Source organism: Mesorhizobium sp. M1A.F.Ca.IN.022.06.1.1, from assembly GCF_003952605.1.
GTDB lineage: Bacteria > Pseudomonadota > Alphaproteobacteria > Rhizobiales > Rhizobiaceae > Mesorhizobium.
In genome coordinates this window covers 852,029-867,356 of record NZ_CP034455.1, presented here as the reverse complement: position 1 = coordinate 867,356, position 15,328 = coordinate 852,029, and the positions used below count along the sequence as shown (strand labels likewise).

Sequence of the window (15,328 nt, the reverse complement as noted above, 5' to 3'; positions counted from 1 at the left end):
TCCAGCGGCCGGCGTTTTCATGTATCCCCGTCAGGATGTCCGCAAGGGCGTGCTGAAAAGTATGCGTCGGTCGCTGCCCCTCACTCGCTGGGATGCCGCGCAACCAATACCGCACAAAATCAAGCCCGCCCCGGCGATGGGAAGCCGGAACGGGCTCGGCTTGGGTCTGGAACCCGTGTAGTCAGGAGACTACGGAGAAGTAACAGGTCGGCGGCTGCAATGTTCCGAAGTTTCTGGCTTACGGGCCGCCGGGAGCAAGTCCTTAGCGGTAATTCGAGACGATCCGGGTGGCGGATTTTTCCGCACGGGATCGCGACACGCTTCGGGCCAGCAGGCCGGCGGCCTTCGCTGCCTTGCGCAGGGTTTTGCGGGCTTCGGTAGGACTTCTCAAGCCGTCGAGCGCGTCGCGGCAGACGCGGCTTGCCGACCGCCAGGCGCGGTCGCGCGCCCGCCTTGGCCAGCGCAGGTCGAGGCATTCGACTGCCTCGAAGCAGCTTGAGACCTTGCGATGTCCGCTTGGTTCGAAATCGATCACGACCGGCTCGGAAAACCAGACGTCGTTCATCACATGCTCCGTTCATATGTTGGTCTTTTGATAAGCAACGGCGCCGGCAGGCGCCTGTTGGGATGCGGGCCCCGGATGATCGGCGGACCCGCGCATTAACCAAACACTGCCGATAATGTTCCGGAAAATTTTAGAGATTAGCGATGGGCCGGCCGGAGTTGCTCACGTAGCGGATTCATTGCGCCGGCGCGCCGCGCAAAAACATGTGACAACGTCACTGGCCGCGCTGTCGTCCGCGGCGAGATCGGAGCCGACAGGCGGATGAACGCGTCAGGCAGCGGTTTCGGCCGGCGCGGAAGCGTCCGGTCAATTCGCGCGTCGTGTCGCTCTTCTACAGAAGACAGGATGCCGCCTTGGCACTATTCGACCAGCACATGCGCTTCGCGCGCTGCGCTGATGAAGACTTCCCTGGCATTGTCGGCCGGAACGTCGCCGCTCATTGCCCGGCGGCAGGCGCGCAGCGCCGCGCCATGCTGCGCGCTGCCGGCGTCGCGCCATTGGCCCGTCAGCAGCTCCACAGCCTGCTGGGCGTTGGAAATGTGTCGGATCGAGCCTGCCACGCCGACGGCGACTTCGACCGGCCTGGAAAACCATCCCTGGATCATCGCGAAACCCCTAATGCGTTGTGAGCGGATGATAAACGCGCCACCGCGCGGCAAGTTTCATCCCGATATTTCAACAGGATGTGAGCAGCGCGCCGGTAACGGGCGTGGCTGCCGGCTATCTTCCGAGCGGCTTGCGGGACAGTTCGATGAGTTCCGTCTCATCGGTGATGCCGGCCATGTAATTGGCGATGATGCGGGAGGCGCGCGCCTCCTTCTGCTCTTCGGTTTCTCCATCGATGCGGCCGCTCTCGAAGACACGCCCCAACAGCGCCGTCTCGGCGGGCGTGAATGTGTTTCGCGACATGTTGGACACGGGCTTCTTCCTCCAGCTCATGTCCCCCTTGCTCCCCGGCTAAACATTAGCACGGGTTCGGAAACGGGCTGAGTCCTCAAGGAAACGGCGACAACATGCGTCTTTCGCGGCGCCCGGCCGGTCAGGTTTTCGTCTCGTTGTCTGCTCGACGGCATGCCGGAGATGGGGCCAGCTTCGCTATCTTGCTGAAAGTACGAAGCGCTGATACTCATTAGCGGCGCGGAATTATTCCGAGTCTGCGCCAACTTGCGTCGCGCAACAACGCGGCGCAGGCTGTCCGAGACCAAGATCCCGACGTGGTGGCAACCGGGTTACGGAGGGTTTTGGTCGAACAAAGAAGCAGGGCAGGTTCCGACTGCGTGTCGGAGCAGGCCCATCAAATGCTCTGGAATTCCGAAGCCATTGCCCCCGTGGCCTCGGAAGAGCATGAACATGGGGAAACCGATGGTGACCAAGAAACTTACCGCAAACGCAGAAAGCGCGGCAGCCTTTCTTGCGGTAATGGGCAACGAGAAGCGTTTGCTCATCATGAATTACCTGGCCGAGGGCGAATTGTCTGTCGGCGCGCTCGCCGACAAGGTTGAACTCAGCCAGTCCGCACTCTCCCAGCATCTGGCCAAACTGCGCAGGTTTGGCCTGGTCGACACCCGCCGCGACCGCCAGATGGTCTATTATTCCTGCAAGTCGTCCGCGGCGCGTGAGCTCCTCGTTCTGCTCGACGGGCTGCTGACCATGGACAGGCCGCTCGCCGGCCCGGCCCGGCAGGCTCTTGTCGAAAGAATGCGGCCGCCGCAGGCCGCTTGAACGGCTCCGACCGCAGGCGAGGGCGAGCAGCCTTCGCCTGCTTCGCCTGCGCGGCGCGCCCTCTGAAGGCGCGATGCAAACAGGATGGCAATGCGCCGGCCGGCATACCTGCCCTGGCGGCACTTTATGATCACTTCATTCGCCGGGACGCGATCCTGGCCAAAATGCTGCTGCCGGGGAAACCGGTAGCGGCCGGATTTCGTCATGTCGTCACGGGCTGGCCGTCGTCGCCGATCGGGCTCGACTTCTCGCGCTCTTCCCATCACTTTTGATTGAAGGATGCTGCGCCGGCGCGGTCGCGGATGCTCGCAAGGCGATGATATTACGTCTCTTTTCTGCCTCCGCCGCTCGCTCAGGTGGGGCGAAGTTTACGGATTTGTAAATCGCGCGCCGGACTTCGGGTGGCTAGACTTTACGCGATCCACACCCCCGGATCACCACGGGCCAGACTTCCACTTTGGCACCGTCAGAGGCTCGCCGCTCCCGGCGGGCCTCTTTCGTTTTGGGACAAAGCCGCGGATTTACGGTGCGGCTCGCCGGCGCGTAATCACGCTTCGCGCGGCGAGCACCAGCACGGTGATGATGATCAGGATCACCGAAAGGGCTGCGATCGCCGGATCGATGTTGTCGCGCAGGCCCATCCACATCAGGCGCGGCAGCGTGATGGCGTTCACCGAGGTGATGAACAGCGTCACGCCGATCTCTTCCCAGGAGAGCACGAAGGAGAGGAGCGCCGCGGTGACGATACCGAACTTGATGTTGGGCATGATGACGCGCGTCGCGCGCTCCCACACGCTGGCGCCCAGGCCTCGTGCGGCGAGGTCGATGCGCCGATCGAGCTGGCTGAGCGAGACCAGGATCAGAACGGTGGCGAAGGGCACCGTCATCACCGAATGCGCCATCGCGACACCCAGCCAGGTGTCGTAACCGAAGAAGGACGAGATGCCGGAGACCGAGGTGAGCAGGAAATAGAGCGTCACCGCCGAGACCACCGGCGGCACCACCATCGGCAAAAGCACGAAGCCGACCAGGGCGGCGGTGAAGCGCGGCTGGAACATCCACACACCGAGGCTGAAGGTGAGCGCGAGCACCGTGGAAAGCGCGCTGCTGACCACACCGATGCGGATCGAGAGCAGGATGGACTCGAGCCAGCGCGGATCCTCGATCAGCGAACGGTAGTGGCGCAGCGACAGTTCGCCGGTCGGCATGGTCAACATGCGGCTCGGCGTCAGCGACACCGGGATGACGGCGAGCAACGGCATAAGCAGGAACAGCGCCACCAGGACGGCGAGGATGAGCGAGACGGGGCCAGGGCGGTAGGTCGGCATCGCCCTACACCAATTGCCTCGGTTTGACGTAGCGGAACAAAAGCGCCATCAGCGCGCCGACGAACACCACCAGCACGACGCTTATCGCCGCGCCTAGGCCCCAGTCCGGGCTCTGGAAGATGCGAAGATAGATGAGTTCGGCGATCATCACGCTGCGGCCGCCGCCGAGGATCGCCGGCGTGACGAAGAACCCCAGAGAAAAGACGAAGGTGATCATCGCCGAGCCGATGATGCCCGAGCGCGTCATCGGCACGAACACCGTCCAGAAGGTGCGCATGCGGCTGGAGCCAAGCCCGCGCGCCGCGAGCAGCACGCGCTCGTCGAGGCTGCGCATGGCCGAAGCCAGCGGAAATACCGCAAAGGGGATGAGGAAATGCGACATGCCGACGATGACGCCGAACTCGTTGCGCACGAGCGTCAGCGGCTCGGAGATGAAGCCGATCGATTGCAGCCAGGTGTTGACGAGGCCGCGGTTGGACAACAGCGCCACCCAGCCGAAGGCGCGCGTCAGCACCGAGATCCAGAACGGCACCAGGATGCAGAATTCCGCAAGCACGCGCTGCACCGGGCTGCCGCGCACCCAGACGACCGTGATCGCATAGGCGGCGGTGACGGAAACGATGGTGACGATCGCCGCGATGCGCAACGTGCGGACGAATACCGACTGCACCAGCGGATCGCTGACCAGCGCGCCATATTGGCCGAGTCCCGGCGTCGGCAAGGTGAAGCTCCACTTCACCACGCCGAGGAAAGGCCAGGCATAAGCAAGGACCAGGAACAGGAGCAGCGGCGCCATCAACAGCGCCGCGCCCGTCCTGTCGGAGAGGGTGCCCCTCATGTCAGTTCAGCATCTCCGCCCGCTCAAGCCGAGATGATCTTGGTGTATTCGTCGAGCGCCGCGCCGTAGTTCTTGGCGTACCACTCCATGTCGAGCGGGATCTGCTTCTTCATGTTTTCCGGATCGACCGGGTTGATGCGCTTCTTGTCGGCCGGGATCAGCGCGTCGGCGGCCGGGTTGGCCGGACCCTGGCCGAGCTTGTCGAACATCACCAGTTCCTTCTGCGGATCCTGCGTGCTGGCGATGAACTTCATCGCAGCTTCCTTGCCGCCGGGATTGTTTTTCAGAACCGCGAGCGCGCCGGGCGAGATCAGGCCCTGGTCCCAGATGAACTTGATCTGGCCGCCCGAGTCCTGCTCGATCAGCGAGGCGCGCGTCGACCAGACGATCGCCATCGAAGCCTCGCCGTTGAGCAACACGCTCTGGCTTTCGGCGCCACCGCCCCAATAGGAGACGACGTTTTCCTTGAAGGCGGCGATCTTGTCATGCGCGCGCTTGAGGTCGAGCGGGTAGAGCGAGGCGGGCGCCACGCCGTCGGCGAGCAGGGCGGCTTCCCAGCTCGACACGCCCCATTTGTAGAGCGAGCGCTTGCCCGGGAATTTCTTCACGTCGAAAAAGTCGGCCATGCCGGTCGGCGCATTGGAGCCGAACTTCTGCGAGTCGTAGGCGATCACGTAGGAGAAGAAATAGGTCGACGCGGCAAACTCCCAACCGAAGCCCGGCCGCATCTTGCTCTTATCGACGATCTTGTAGTCGATCGGCTCGAGCATGCCCTGGCCGCCCAGCGTAATGGCCGAGAACGGATCGACGTCGACCAGGTCCCAGGTCGGCGCGCCGCTCTTGAACTGCGCGGCGATCGCGCCCTCGGTCGGGCCCGAGCCGTCCATCTTCACCGGGATGCCGGTATCCTTGGTGAAGGCCTGGCCGTAGGCGGCGTCGTAAGCGGTGATGGCGTCGCCGCCCCAATTCACTAGCACCAGCCCCTTGGTCTCGGCTTGAGCATGGGTCGAGCGCAGCAGCATCGGCGTGCCGGCGAGCACGAGGCCTGCAAGCTGCGCGAATTGCCGGCGCGAGATCTCGCCGCGTTTTGCCCTCTCTGCGAGGGAGTCGATGGTCTGTTTCTTGGTCTCGTTCATGTCAGTTCCCCTTGTTTTAATTGATCTGATCCGGAAACCGACGCGGCGAATTCACGCCGCTTCGGCGCTCATTGTCCTCCGTCCGGCAGGAGGAAGCCCTTTTCCGCCGGCCAGGTCAGCCAGACGGAATTGCCCTTGCTCAACGCTGCCGCCGCCACCTCGTTCGGCACCGAGACGGTGACCTTCGCACCCTGGCGCGTGGTCAGGTCGAGCTTGGTCGCCGCACCCAGATAGGTCGAAGCGACAGCAGTGGCGGCGATGCCGTTTTCGCCGGCCGCTGCCTCCGGCGCGATCGACATGTGTTCCGGCCGGATTGCCAGGATAGCGTCGCCGCGGACCTTTTCTGCTTTGCAGCGCATGTTGACCGCCCGGTCCTCGCAGACACCGGTGGCGCCATTATCGGCGGGCTTGACGCCCTTCACCGGCAGCATGTTGATCTCGCCCAGGAACTCGGCGACGAAGCGGCTGGCCGGCCGGTCGTAGACCTCGTCCGGCCTGCCGACCTGCAAGAGCTTGCCGTGATTGAAGATGGCGACGCGCGAGGAAAGCGCCAGCGCCTCGCTCTGGTCGTGAGTGACGAAGACAAAGGTGGTGCCGGTCTCCTGGTGCAGCCGCTTCATCTCGGCCTGCATCTGGCCGCGCAGGCTCTTGTCCAGCGCCGAGAACGGCTCGTCGAGAAGCAGCACGCCCGGCTCGAACACCAGGGCGCGGGCGAGCGCCACGCGCTGCTGCTGGCCGCCGGAAAGCTGCGCCGGCAATTTCTTCTCGTGGCCTTTGAGACCGACGCGCTCGATCATCTCGCCGACACGGCTTTTGATCTCGGAAGCGGACTTCTTGCGCACCTTGAGCGGAAAGGCGATGTTCTGTTCCACGCTCATATGCGGGAACAAAGCATAGCCCTGGAATACCATGCCGGCAGCGCGCTGTTCGGCCGGCCGGTCGGTAATGTCGGTGCCGTCGCTGAAAAGCCTGCCCTCGCTCGGCTGCACGAAGCCGGCCAAGATCATCAGGAAGGTGGTTTTGCCGGAACCGGATGGCCCAAGCAGCGTCAGGAACTCGCCGCGGCCGATATCGAGCGTGAGATTGTCCAGCGCCCGGAACGAGCCGAAGCTCTTGCCTATCCCGTTCGCCTTGATCTCTGCGGCCCGGCCGGGTTGCTGCATCCTGCCTTCGTCCTCACGCTTGTTTCAAATCGTATGCACGGCGCGCGTTCACCGCAACCGAATAGTTTTCGTCTGTTCGGCAAATTTGATTCACGGATGGGCAGGTGGCGGGAGCGTCTCCCAAACTTGGGCGTTCGGCGGGCTCGCCAACCTTCGCGATTGGCGAAAGCGTTCATGCCGTCGTCATTTCAGGGCGGAGCAAGGAGCGAAGCGACGCGCGCAGACCCTGGTTGCCATGCCGTGACCTCTGGGAGCTGCAACGGTGCAAAATTCTGATCAAGCGTGCCTTTCGCGATCGCCACGGAATGGATCCTCGGATCAAGCCCGGGGATGACGACCGGACGGTTGGCACTCCGAGGGACATCCCAAGGCGTGCCGGCGTCCCCGCCTTCAATACTTCGCCAGTCTGCTTTCCAAAAGCTTCGCCCGCAGCCAGTCGCTGAAGGCATTGAGTACCGGGTGGCCCGCCTTGGCATGCTCGAAGACCAGATAGTAGGAGCGCGGCGAGGGCACCGTCGCTTCGAACGGCTTGACCAGCCTGCCCTCGCTCAGCGCCCGGCGGCCGGTCAGCTCGTCTCCCATGGCGATGCCCTGGCCGGCGATTGCCGCCGAGAAGACGAGGTTCATGTCGGAAAAGAAGATGCCGCCTTCGGTGTCGGGATTTTCCACCTTGGACAGCGCCAGCCAGCGCGCCCAGTCCTCGGTATCGCTGAGATGCAGCAGGTTGGCGCGCAGGACGTCGGCGGGCTTGGAAAAGCCGCCCACCTTGTTGAGCAACGTCGGGCTGCAGAGCGGCGTGAAGGAGACCTCGCAAAGCAGCTCCACCGCGCGGTTCGGCCAGTTGCCGACGCCGAAGGCGATGAAGGCGTCGGCCTCCGGATTGCTGACATCGTCGAGCCGCCGCGGCGTCAGCACCGAGAGCGCGACGTCCGGATACATCTGCTGGAACTCGCCGATATGGGTGCATAGGAACATCGAGGCGAAGCCCGGCGGACAGGAGATACCGAAGGAGCCGCCGACGCCGGCGCCGCTGTTCTGCGTCCCCGCGTCGCCGAGCACGGTCAGCGCCTTCCTGACATCGGCGGCGTAGCGCTGGCCGCGCGGCGTCAGCGCCACGCCCTTGCCGATGCGCTGCAAGAGATCGAAGCCGAGGTCGCGTTCGAGCAGCCTCAGCTGATGCGAGACGGCGCTGCGGGTGAGGTGGAGTTCATCGGCCGCGCGCCACACGCTGCCGTGACGAGCAAAACTGTCGAGGGCGCGAAGCGCCTGCGTGGAAGGTATGCGCAAGAGGCCTCAGGTGAACCGAATTTGCACGAGCCGGGAAAACATATCACTTTTTGAAGAGCCGCTTCACTGCTTTCTTTGCGGCATGGAGAAACCGGTGACGACATCAGCGCAGGAAACGGCACTGGCCTGCATCGACGGCATCCAGCCGCTCTTGTCGGCCTGGACGCGCACCATCTTCGACATCGGCGAGACCGCCTGGCGCGAGTACCAGTCCGCAGCCTGGTATGTCGACCGGCTGAAGCGTGAGGGCTTTTCGGTGGAAGAGGGCTCGGGCGGCATGCCGACCGCCTTCTGCGCGCATTGGACGAATGGCGAAGGACCGACGATCGGCATGTATGCCGAATACGACGCGGTGCCCGGCAACTGCCAGGATGCCGTGACGGTCAAGCAACCGCGGGCGGGGCTCAGCGTCGAGGCGGGTGGCCATACCGATCCGCACTCGGGCCTCGGCATTGGCAGCCTCGGCGGGCTGCTCGCCGCCAAGGCCGCGATGCAGCAGCATGGCATTCAAGGCACGCTGCGCTTCACTGGCGAGCCGGCAGAGAAGGTGAGGGGCTCGAAGCCGATCCATGCCGCCAAGGGCTATTATGACGGCCTTGCCGGCATGATCTCCTTTCATCCCTTCTATATGCTGCCGCTCTGCAACACCGCGCGCTGGGACACGCATTGCGGCGCGGCGTATTCGATGATCTACCGCTTCATTTGCGACGAGCCTCAGAACTGGGGTCGCGCAAGCGATGGCGCCCCGATCCCGCAGGCGCATTCCGCGGTCAGGGCGCCAGGTGCCAACGACGCGCTGATGATGATGTACATGGCTTCCAAGGCGCTGCGCGATTCCATGCTGACCCACCAGGGCGGCTGGTCGATCAGCGAAGCGATCCTGACCGCGGGCCAGGCGACCGCCGACAATCTGCCGGCGGGTCTTGCCGAGATCCAGTACATGATCCGCGTGCCGACCATCGCCATGGCCGAGCAGGTGACCGCCGTGCTCGACCGAAACGCGGAAGCCGCCGCCAGGATGAGCGGCTCCCGCTACGAACGCCACTGGGTGTCGAAGTCGCGCCCGGGACTGGCCAACCACGCCATGGCCGGCATCACCTATGAAGCGCTCTCGACCGTCGGTCCGCCACAGTGGAACGAAGAGGCGAGGGCGATCGCCCGCGAGGTCCAGGTCAATGCTGGCGGCGAGGCGACCGAGAATCCGTTCATCGACGAGCTGGAGCGCCTTATCACGCCGCAGGAGGCCGAGGCGATCCTGCGGCGCGACCTGCCGCCCTCGCAGGTGAACTCGACCTCGGACGACTATACCGACATGAGCTGGCACGCGCCGACATCGCGCTTCTACGTCGCCCGCCCGGCGCTGCGCTCGGCCAACGGTCACGCCTATCCCGCTTGGGTGATGAACGCGTTGGGCGGCATTGCGGCCACCATCGACCCGATGGTGACCTGCGCCTCCAAGACCGTCGCGCTCACCGCGCTTCGCCTACTGGAAGACAAGGCAGCGCGCGATGCGGCCATGGACGAATTCGTCAAGCGAACCGGCGGCGGCGCCGGCGGCTCGAACTGGATCGCGCCGCTTTGTGACTACGAGCCGCCGATAAACTTCCGCTGGCCGGAATATGTCACCACCGGGCGCGGGCGCGACTGGTGGATACCGAGCAGCCAATGATCTCAAGCAGACCGACCCCGAGGAGAACACCATGACCGTCCATGACCGCATCGTCGCTGAGCCGTTCTCGCTGCAGCGCCGCAATCCCAATGGCGGCACCAAGCCGCTCACTGCCTGGGGCTTCGCCAACGAGACCGACGTTCTGACCGACGTGCTGCTCGGCTCGCCCAATTTCCTTCGCCATCTTTCGACCAGTTCGCTGTCCAGAAAGCATCTGCGCGAGGCGCCCTGCAACATCCAGATCGCCCAGGCGCAGCACAAGGACCTCGTCGCCGCTTACGAGCATTTCGGCGTCACCATCCACTGGCACGAGCCGACGCCGGAACTGCCGATGCAGGTCTATTCGCGCGACTCCAGCGTCATGACGCCCTACGGCGCGTTCATAACCGCCATGGCCAACTGGTGGCGGCGCGGCGAGAACTACGCCGCCATCCGCACCTATGAGAAGCTCGGCATCCCGATCTACGACATGGTGACCGCCGGCACCTTCGAGGGCGGCGACTTCAACGTCATCGAGGAAGGCGTGGTGCTGATCGGCTGCGGCGGCGCCCGCACGCAGGAGGAGGGCGCGCGCCAGGTGCAGGCCTGGTTCGACAAGGAAGGCTGGGAGACGCGCATCGCCTTCATCGACGAATACTACGTGCACATAGACCTGATGGTGGTGCCGATCGCCGAAAAGCTCACCGCCGTCTGCCTTGCCTGCACCGAGCCCGGCATCGTCGACTGGCTGAAGGGCAAGGGCCACGAGATCATCGACGTGCCCTTCCAGGATACGATGGCGCTCGGCTGCAACTTCATGTCGCTCGGCAAGGACAGGGTGATCGCGCCGACCTCGAGCAAGACGCTGATTGAAAAGCTGAAGGCACGTGGCTTCGAGGTGGCGGCCGTCGACATGAGTGAGATCTCCAAGACCGGCGGCGGCATTCACTGCATGGCGCAGGCGCTGAAGCGGGTGAAGGCATAGGAGCACGGCGCCGAAGCTGCCAATCTCCCCCCTTGAGGGCCCTTGAGGGGGAGATCTCCAGCAGGACAGAAGGGGGCGCGAAAGAGCGTCGATCTGTCCCGTTTCGCTCCCGCTCTACGCTGCGCCGGTCCACTCAGCGTATCGCCTCAGGCCCATGCCGGCGAACAGCATAATCATCATGATGGTGAAGAAGAAGGCCATGCCGAGGTAGAAGAAATTCGCTATGGGCGAAATCTCGACATAGCGCACCTGCTTGAACGGCACGCCGCTCGGCTTTGTCGCCGCCAGTCCGAGCCAGAAGAAGAAGGTGACGGCAACGAGCATGCCGATATAAGGATCCATCCAGTCCGGCACTCTGACGAAGCCGAAATTGAACGCAAACGCCCGGTTCGCTGACAATAGCAGCACAGACGATATCGAACAGGCAAACAACATGCGTTTCATGCGGCGTTCCCCTATATCCGCAGCGCTAATCTCTCTTGATTGAAAGCCTGTTATTCCTGCCCGTCAAGATTGCTGGCAACGCGCGTGCCGTTCTTGCCAATCGTTTGTTGAGCAAGGCCCGCACGGCCGGCTCGCTGCCCGCGATAACTTGCGGGATGCCGAACATGAGCGCACACTAAAATTCGGGCGGAGGGGGCTCATCAACAAGAACGGGAGGAATTCATGAATGCCATGAGCTTCACTGCCCTTGAGGGCGGCAAGACCACGGTCGACGCCGCCGCCCTGGAAACGCTTTCGACGCAAATACGCGGCACGGTTCTGCGGGAGGGTGACGCCGGCTACGACGGCGCGCGCAGCATCTGGAATGACATGATCGACCGGCGGCCCGGGCTGATCGCGTGCTGCGTCGGCGCCTCCGATGTCGTTGCCGCGGTGAATTTCGCCCGTGAGAACGGACTTCTCGTCTCCGTGCGCGGCGGCGGTCATAACATTGCCGGCAGCGCCATCTGCGAGGGCGGCCTCGTCATCGATCTCTCCATGATGAAGTCTGTGCGGGTCGATGTCGCGGCGCGGCGCGCCTGGGTCGGACCCGGCGCCACGCTTGTCGATGTCGACCGCGAAACGCAGGCCTTCGGGCTGGCGCTGCCGACCGGCATCAACTCGACCACCGGCATCGCCGGCCTAACGCTGGGCGGCGGCTTCGGGTGGATCACCCGCAAATACGGGCTGACCATCGACAATCTCGTTTCCGCCGACGTGGTAACCGCGCACGGCAAGCTGCTGCGCGCCAGCGAGACCGAGAACGCGGACCTGTTCTGGGCGCTGCGCGGCGGCGGCGGCAATTTCGGCGTCGTCACGGGGTTCGAGTTCAAACTTCACCGGTTCGGGCCGCAAGTGCTGTCGGGCCTTGTGGTCCATCCCTTCGCCGATGCCGGGAAGGTGCTTCGGGAATACCGCGCCGCGCTCGAAACCGCTCCCGACGAACTGACCTGCTGGGTGGTCATGCGGCAGGCGCCGCCGCTGCCCTTCCTGCCGGCCGAATGGCACGGCAAGGAAGTGCTGGTGCTGGCCATGTGCTATTGCGGCGATATCGAGGCTGGCGAAAAGGCGACGCAAAAGCTCCGCGCCATCGGCACGCCGATGGCCGACGTCGTCGGTCCCAATCCGTTCACGGGCTGGCAGCAGGCCTTCGATCCGCTGCTCGCGCCTGGCGCCCGCAACTATTGGAAGAGCCATGACTTCACCGAGCTTTCCGACAGCGCGATCGAGATCACCACGACCGCGATATCCAGGCTTCCGGGTCCCGAATGCGAGATATTCTTCGGCCATGTCGGCGGCGTCGCTGGCCGCGTCCCGGCGGATGCGACGGCGTTTCCGCAGCGGAGCTCGCATTTCGTCATGAACGTTCACGCCCGCTGGCGCGAACCGGCCATGGACAAGGCCTGCATCGAATGGGCTCGAGACATCTATGAAGCATCAAAGCCTCATGCTGCCGGAACGGCCTATGTGAACTTCATGCCGGAGGATGAGATCGACCGTGTCGAAGCGGCCTATGGCGGCAATTATCGCCGGTTGCTCGAGATCAAGCAGCGCTACGATCCGCAGAACCTGTTCCGCATGAACCAGAACCTGCGTCCGAAGGAAGGACTGCGGGCCGCCTGACGGGGCAGCATGCCTCAGCCGCGCCGTCCCGACGCGTCTCGTTGACGAAGCCTTGAAGCCTGGAGCGCGTCGAGCCGTTGCTGGAGATGGCCGTTGAACACGATCATCTCCTTCAGCGCCTTCACCGGGTCGCCCTTGTGCCAGGCGATGAACCGCTCGGCGATTGCCTGAAGCGCCGCTTCCTCGCCGCTGTCGAGCCTGACGATGTGATCCATCTCGGGTGCTCCGCAGGTTTCCACTAGCATGTGAACAAAAAGGGAACAAAATTGTCAACGACGAATTGACTCAGCGAGGAACGGGTTCCTATTTTGTCAGCAGATGGGGCGGTTGCTCAGGATCACGGAGAGCCGGGTTGGGCAGACGGAAAAGCCGCTATGACAGATTGTTCCGGTCGGACGCGGAGGCGATCATTCGCGATGCGTTGGAACTGCGCCAGACCGTGCTGGCGGCGCAGCTCAATCTCAAGACCAACGGCGAAATGTACTGGCGGCTCAACGGGTTGGTGGAGAGGCTGCATGAGGTGATGAGCGCGGTGGCGGGCAGGGACCTCGATTTCCGCGCCGCCTGGCTCGGCCTGCTGCCGCTGCCTGAGGATTATTCAGACCGGACATGAGAAATGGCCGGACCCATGGACAGCGTCGGCCGGGCGGCCAAGGCCAACATGCTGCTCGTAGTCGAATGCCGCCACTGCTACCACGCCGGCCGCTTCAAGGCGAACGACGTGGCCAAGGTGGTCGGCTGGAACAAGCCGCTCGAAACCATCCGCTTCCGCTGCAAGCGCTGCGGCCGCAAGGACACTGAGGTCAAGACCCAGTTCATCGACCAGGATCACCCGCCCAAGGGTTATATCTGGGTGCTGCAGAAGGCGAGGGGATAGCAGCTGTCACTCAACACGCGAGCTATTTCTGAGACCTGGTTTTACCGCGTTCGGGATCGACGGTGTCCCTGGCCGAAGCTACAGTGGCGGCCCTCGACACCATCGAGCCTGCCCGGAGCGCCCATGGACAGCCGCCTCGACCGCATGATCGCCCGCCTCACCACCCAGCGCCGGGCGCTGGAGCGGGCGGCGGAGGAGACCCGGGACTTGCCCGGCCCGGTGCTGGAGATCGGCCTGGGCAAGGGCCGCACCTACAGCCATCTGCGCAAGCTGTTCCCGGACCGCCGGATCATCGCCTTCGACCGCGACCTGCACGCCCCGGCTGATGCGGCGCCGGCCGGCGCCGACCTTGTGCTGGGCGATTTCCGCGAAACGCTGTCCGCCTTGTCCGGCTGCGCGCCCGCGGCCTTGGCCCATGCCGATTTCGGCAGTGAGGACCGCGCCCGCGACACCGCCAGGCCGGCTGGCTGGCGGCGCTCATCGATGCGTTGATGGTACCGGGTGGCCTAGTGGTCAGCGACCGGGCGATGCAGTCGCCGCGCTGGACCCCCTTGCCCTTCGACACGCCGGACTGGCCTTATTTCCTCTGGCGCGTGAACTAGCCGCCACCACAGCTCACTTCACATCCGGCATCCGTTTCCGCGGCTTCGTCGGCCGGGCGGTCAAGGCCAACATGCTGCTCATAGTCGAATGCCGCCACTGCTACCACGCCAGCCGCTTCAAGGCGAACGACGTGGCCAAGGTGGTCGGCTGGAACAAGCCGCTCGAAACCATCCGCTTCCGCTGCAAGCGCTGCGGCGGCAAGGACACTGAGGTCAAGACCCAGTTCATCGACCAGGATCACCGCCCAAGGGTTATATCTGGGTGCTGCAGAAGGCGAGGAGCTAAAACAACGACCCCTGCGCCGGCGGTTCCGCCGGAAACTTGATCTGCGTCGCCGGCTTGTCCACGATCACCAGCGCGTCGTCCGGCGCCGGCCGCTGCAGCGTCTTCGCCTCCGACCACGGCGCTGTCAGCCACAGCTCGGTCTCCTCCTGAGTGGTCAGGATCACCGGCATCGCCTTCTCGTGGATCGGCTCGATCAACGCGTTCGGCCTGGTCGTCAGGAAGCCGTAGAGCTCGTGGTCGCCCGGACCTTCCTTCACCTTGCGCACGCCATGCCAGGGCGTCCACAGCCCGGCGAAGAAGAACAGCGGGCGGTCCTCGCCGAGCGCGAACCAGAAATTCTTCTGCACGCCGGTTTCAGCATCCTTGTCGCCGGGCTTTGGCGAGGGTTCGGCAAAGCTCGTCACCGGCACCAGGCAGCGGTTCTCGACGCCGAGATAAGGTAGCCAGTGGGCATATTGGGGGTTGCGGATGTTGGTCGTGCCCGGATCGGCATTGCCGCGCACGCGTTCTTGCGGCGTCGGCATGCCCCAGCGCAGCCGGGCGAGCTCGCGGCTGCCGTCGGCGGCATTGCGCACCACCGGCGCCGGCTGGTTCGGATAGATGTCGACCGAAGGTTCGAGATTGCCCGAAATGTCGCGCAGCGCTCGCGTCCACTGGCGGATCGCTTCCTGGCTTGTGGTGATGTTGTAAAGATTGCACATCGGCAGCATCCCCGTCCCGCCGATTGTTCCCATATTTTCCGCGGAGCGCAAACTGGTTGCCGGTGAGGCGATGGCAAGCCACAC

At 64.1% G+C, this 15,328-nt stretch carries 20 protein-coding genes; 8 read left to right on the top strand and 12 right to left on the bottom strand.

The features are described from left to right. Window positions 1-262: 262 nt before the first annotated feature. From EJ078_RS04425 to EJ078_RS04415, 3 genes are all read right to left on the bottom strand, one after another. On the bottom strand, window positions 263-565 hold the full coding sequence (locus tag EJ078_RS04425; RefSeq protein WP_067330665.1) for a DUF982 domain-containing protein: 303 nt from the start codon (window positions 563-565) through the stop codon (window positions 263-265). A 359-nt stretch (window positions 566-924) separates the two neighbouring features. Beyond that, a complete protein-coding gene (locus tag EJ078_RS04420) occupies window positions 925-1,170 on the bottom strand; it encodes a DUF982 domain-containing protein (RefSeq protein WP_067330667.1) in 246 nt (81 codons plus the stop codon). A gap of 115 nt (window positions 1,171-1,285) precedes the next feature. Then, on the bottom strand, window positions 1,286-1,504 hold the full coding sequence (locus tag EJ078_RS04415; protein WP_245299680.1) for a hypothetical protein: 219 nt from the start codon (window positions 1,502-1,504) through the stop codon (window positions 1,286-1,288). A 423-nt stretch (window positions 1,505-1,927) separates the two neighbouring features. Between EJ078_RS04415 and EJ078_RS04410 the strand changes: the two genes are divergently transcribed. Both EJ078_RS04410 and EJ078_RS04405 read left to right on the top strand, forming a co-directional pair. Continuing rightward, a complete protein-coding gene (locus tag EJ078_RS04410; protein ID WP_066999308.1) occupies window positions 1,928-2,287 on the top strand; it encodes a metalloregulator ArsR/SmtB family transcription factor in 360 nt (119 codons plus the stop codon). After that, the gene (locus EJ078_RS04405; protein ID WP_127215620.1) at window positions 2,284-2,559 is read left to right on the top strand and encodes a hypothetical protein; all 276 of its coding nucleotides are present in this window, start codon (window positions 2,284-2,286) and stop codon (window positions 2,557-2,559) included. The genes EJ078_RS04410 and EJ078_RS04405 overlap by 4 nt, the downstream gene beginning before the upstream one ends. A 249-nt stretch (window positions 2,560-2,808) precedes the next feature. Here EJ078_RS04405 and EJ078_RS04400 read toward each other — a convergent pair whose 3' ends face one another. The 5 genes from EJ078_RS04400 to EJ078_RS04380 form a co-directional block, all read right to left on the bottom strand. Next, a complete protein-coding gene (locus tag EJ078_RS04400; protein WP_066999249.1) occupies window positions 2,809-3,615 on the bottom strand; it encodes an ABC transporter permease in 807 nt (268 codons plus the stop codon). Between the two features lie 4 nt (window positions 3,616-3,619). Beyond that, window positions 3,620-4,453 carry an ABC transporter permease gene (locus tag EJ078_RS04395; RefSeq protein ID WP_127215619.1) on the bottom strand — a complete coding sequence of 278 codons (834 nt, stop codon included), beginning with the start codon at window positions 4,451-4,453 and terminating at the stop codon, window positions 3,620-3,622. A 23-nt stretch (window positions 4,454-4,476) separates the two neighbouring features. Further along, window positions 4,477-5,589 (bottom strand): ABC transporter substrate-binding protein, encoded by a 1,113-nt coding sequence (locus EJ078_RS04390; protein WP_095779108.1) that lies wholly within the window; start codon window positions 5,587-5,589, stop codon window positions 4,477-4,479. Between the two features lie 68 nt (window positions 5,590-5,657). Then, window positions 5,658-6,752, bottom strand: coding sequence for an ABC transporter ATP-binding protein (locus EJ078_RS04385; RefSeq protein WP_095801538.1), 1,095 nt, complete (start codon window positions 6,750-6,752; stop codon window positions 5,658-5,660). Between the two features lie 390 nt (window positions 6,753-7,142). Beyond that, window positions 7,143-8,039: a LysR substrate-binding domain-containing protein gene (locus EJ078_RS04380; protein ID WP_066999260.1), complete on the bottom strand. Its 897-nt coding sequence runs from the start codon at window positions 8,037-8,039 to the stop codon at window positions 7,143-7,145. Window positions 8,040-8,121: 82 nt separating this feature from the next. On the opposite strand from EJ078_RS04380, the gene EJ078_RS04375 reads away from it, so the two are divergent. Together EJ078_RS04375 and EJ078_RS04370 are read left to right on the top strand one after the other, a co-directional pair. Then, window positions 8,122-9,708 (top strand): amidohydrolase, encoded by a 1,587-nt coding sequence (locus EJ078_RS04375; protein WP_208721083.1) that lies wholly within the window; start codon window positions 8,122-8,124, stop codon window positions 9,706-9,708. Window positions 9,709-9,739: 31 nt separating this feature from the next. Continuing rightward, the gene (locus EJ078_RS04370; RefSeq protein WP_067330684.1) at window positions 9,740-10,672 is read left to right on the top strand and encodes a dimethylarginine dimethylaminohydrolase family protein; all 933 of its coding nucleotides are present in this window, start codon (window positions 9,740-9,742) and stop codon (window positions 10,670-10,672) included. Between the two features lie 114 nt (window positions 10,673-10,786). On the opposite strand, the gene EJ078_RS04365 is transcribed toward EJ078_RS04370, so the two are convergent. Further along, on the bottom strand, window positions 10,787-11,116 hold the full coding sequence (locus EJ078_RS04365) for a hypothetical protein (RefSeq protein WP_127215617.1): 330 nt from the start codon (window positions 11,114-11,116) through the stop codon (window positions 10,787-10,789). A gap of 222 nt (window positions 11,117-11,338) precedes the next feature. Here EJ078_RS04365 and EJ078_RS04360 point away from each other — a divergent pair, with 222 nt between their 5' ends. Continuing rightward, entirely contained in the window at window positions 11,339-12,778 is a 1,440-nt protein-coding gene (locus EJ078_RS04360; RefSeq protein WP_127215616.1) for an FAD-binding oxidoreductase, read from the top strand. Between the two features lie 14 nt (window positions 12,779-12,792). Here EJ078_RS04360 and EJ078_RS04355 read toward each other — a convergent pair whose 3' ends face one another. Next, on the bottom strand, window positions 12,793-12,993 hold the full coding sequence (locus EJ078_RS04355) for a hypothetical protein (protein WP_127215615.1): 201 nt from the start codon (window positions 12,991-12,993) through the stop codon (window positions 12,793-12,795). 137 nt (window positions 12,994-13,130) lie between these two features. Here EJ078_RS04355 and EJ078_RS04350 point away from each other — a divergent pair, with 137 nt between their 5' ends. From EJ078_RS04350 to EJ078_RS04340, 3 genes are all read left to right on the top strand, one after another. Beyond that, the gene (locus EJ078_RS04350) at window positions 13,131-13,391 is read left to right on the top strand and encodes a hypothetical protein (RefSeq protein WP_127215614.1); all 261 of its coding nucleotides are present in this window, start codon (window positions 13,131-13,133) and stop codon (window positions 13,389-13,391) included. Between the two features lie 3 nt (window positions 13,392-13,394). Further along, window positions 13,395-13,655, top strand: a complete 261-nt coding sequence (locus EJ078_RS04345) for a hypothetical protein (RefSeq protein WP_127215613.1) — start codon at window positions 13,395-13,397, stop codon at window positions 13,653-13,655. 123 nt (window positions 13,656-13,778) lie between these two features. Next, window positions 13,779-14,147, top strand: coding sequence for a class I SAM-dependent methyltransferase (locus EJ078_RS04340; RefSeq protein WP_206517813.1), 369 nt, complete (start codon window positions 13,779-13,781; stop codon window positions 14,145-14,147). Window positions 14,148-14,253: 106 nt separating this feature from the next. Here the strand turns inward: EJ078_RS04340 and EJ078_RS04335 are convergent, their stop codons facing one another. Next, window positions 14,254-14,499, bottom strand: coding sequence for a hypothetical protein (locus EJ078_RS04335; RefSeq protein ID WP_127215612.1), 246 nt, complete (start codon window positions 14,497-14,499; stop codon window positions 14,254-14,256). A 40-nt stretch (window positions 14,500-14,539) separates the two neighbouring features. Further along, window positions 14,540-15,244 (bottom strand): SOS response-associated peptidase, encoded by a 705-nt coding sequence (locus EJ078_RS04330; RefSeq protein WP_127215611.1) that lies wholly within the window; start codon window positions 15,242-15,244, stop codon window positions 14,540-14,542. Between the last annotated feature and the right edge of the window lie 84 nt (window positions 15,245-15,328).

What these genes read in the sequence shown, in the direction of transcription:
- EJ078_RS04425 (WP_067330665.1), bottom strand. Translation starts at nt 565, where the DNA reads ATGAACGACGTCTGGTTTTCCGAGCCGGTCGTGATCGATTTCGAACCA.
- EJ078_RS04420 (WP_067330667.1), bottom strand. Translation starts at nt 1,170, where the DNA reads ATGATCCAGGGATGGTTTTCCAGGCCGGTCGAAGTCGCCGTCGGCGTG.
- EJ078_RS04415 (WP_245299680.1), bottom strand. Translation starts at nt 1,504, where the DNA reads ATGAGCTGGAGGAAGAAGCCCGTGTCCAACATGTCGCGAAACACATTC.
- EJ078_RS04410 (WP_066999308.1), top strand. Translation starts at nt 1,928, where the DNA reads ATGGTGACCAAGAAACTTACCGCAAACGCAGAAAGCGCGGCAGCCTTT.
- EJ078_RS04400 (WP_066999249.1), bottom strand. Translation starts at nt 3,615, where the DNA reads ATGCCGACCTACCGCCCTGGCCCCGTCTCGCTCATCCTCGCCGTCCTG.
- EJ078_RS04395 (WP_127215619.1), bottom strand. Translation starts at nt 4,453, where the DNA reads ATGAGGGGCACCCTCTCCGACAGGACGGGCGCGGCGCTGTTGATGGCG.
- EJ078_RS04390 (WP_095779108.1), bottom strand. Translation starts at nt 5,589, where the DNA reads ATGAACGAGACCAAGAAACAGACCATCGACTCCCTCGCAGAGAGGGCA.
- EJ078_RS04385 (WP_095801538.1), bottom strand. Translation starts at nt 6,752, where the DNA reads ATGCAGCAACCCGGCCGGGCCGCAGAGATCAAGGCGAACGGGATAGGC.
- EJ078_RS04375 (WP_208721083.1), top strand. Translation starts at nt 8,122, where the DNA reads ATGGAGAAACCGGTGACGACATCAGCGCAGGAAACGGCACTGGCCTGC.
- EJ078_RS04370 (WP_067330684.1), top strand. Translation starts at nt 9,740, where the DNA reads ATGACCGTCCATGACCGCATCGTCGCTGAGCCGTTCTCGCTGCAGCGC.
- EJ078_RS04365 (WP_127215617.1), bottom strand. Translation starts at nt 11,116, where the DNA reads ATGAAACGCATGTTGTTTGCCTGTTCGATATCGTCTGTGCTGCTATTG.
- EJ078_RS04360 (WP_127215616.1), top strand. Translation starts at nt 11,339, where the DNA reads ATGAATGCCATGAGCTTCACTGCCCTTGAGGGCGGCAAGACCACGGTC.
- EJ078_RS04355 (WP_127215615.1), bottom strand. Translation starts at nt 12,993, where the DNA reads ATGGATCACATCGTCAGGCTCGACAGCGGCGAGGAAGCGGCGCTTCAG.
- EJ078_RS04345 (WP_127215613.1), top strand. Translation starts at nt 13,395, where the DNA reads ATGGCCGGACCCATGGACAGCGTCGGCCGGGCGGCCAAGGCCAACATG.
- EJ078_RS04340 (WP_206517813.1), top strand. Translation starts at nt 13,779, where the DNA reads ATGGACAGCCGCCTCGACCGCATGATCGCCCGCCTCACCACCCAGCGC.
- EJ078_RS04330 (WP_127215611.1), bottom strand. Translation starts at nt 15,244, where the DNA reads ATGTGCAATCTTTACAACATCACCACAAGCCAGGAAGCGATCCGCCAG.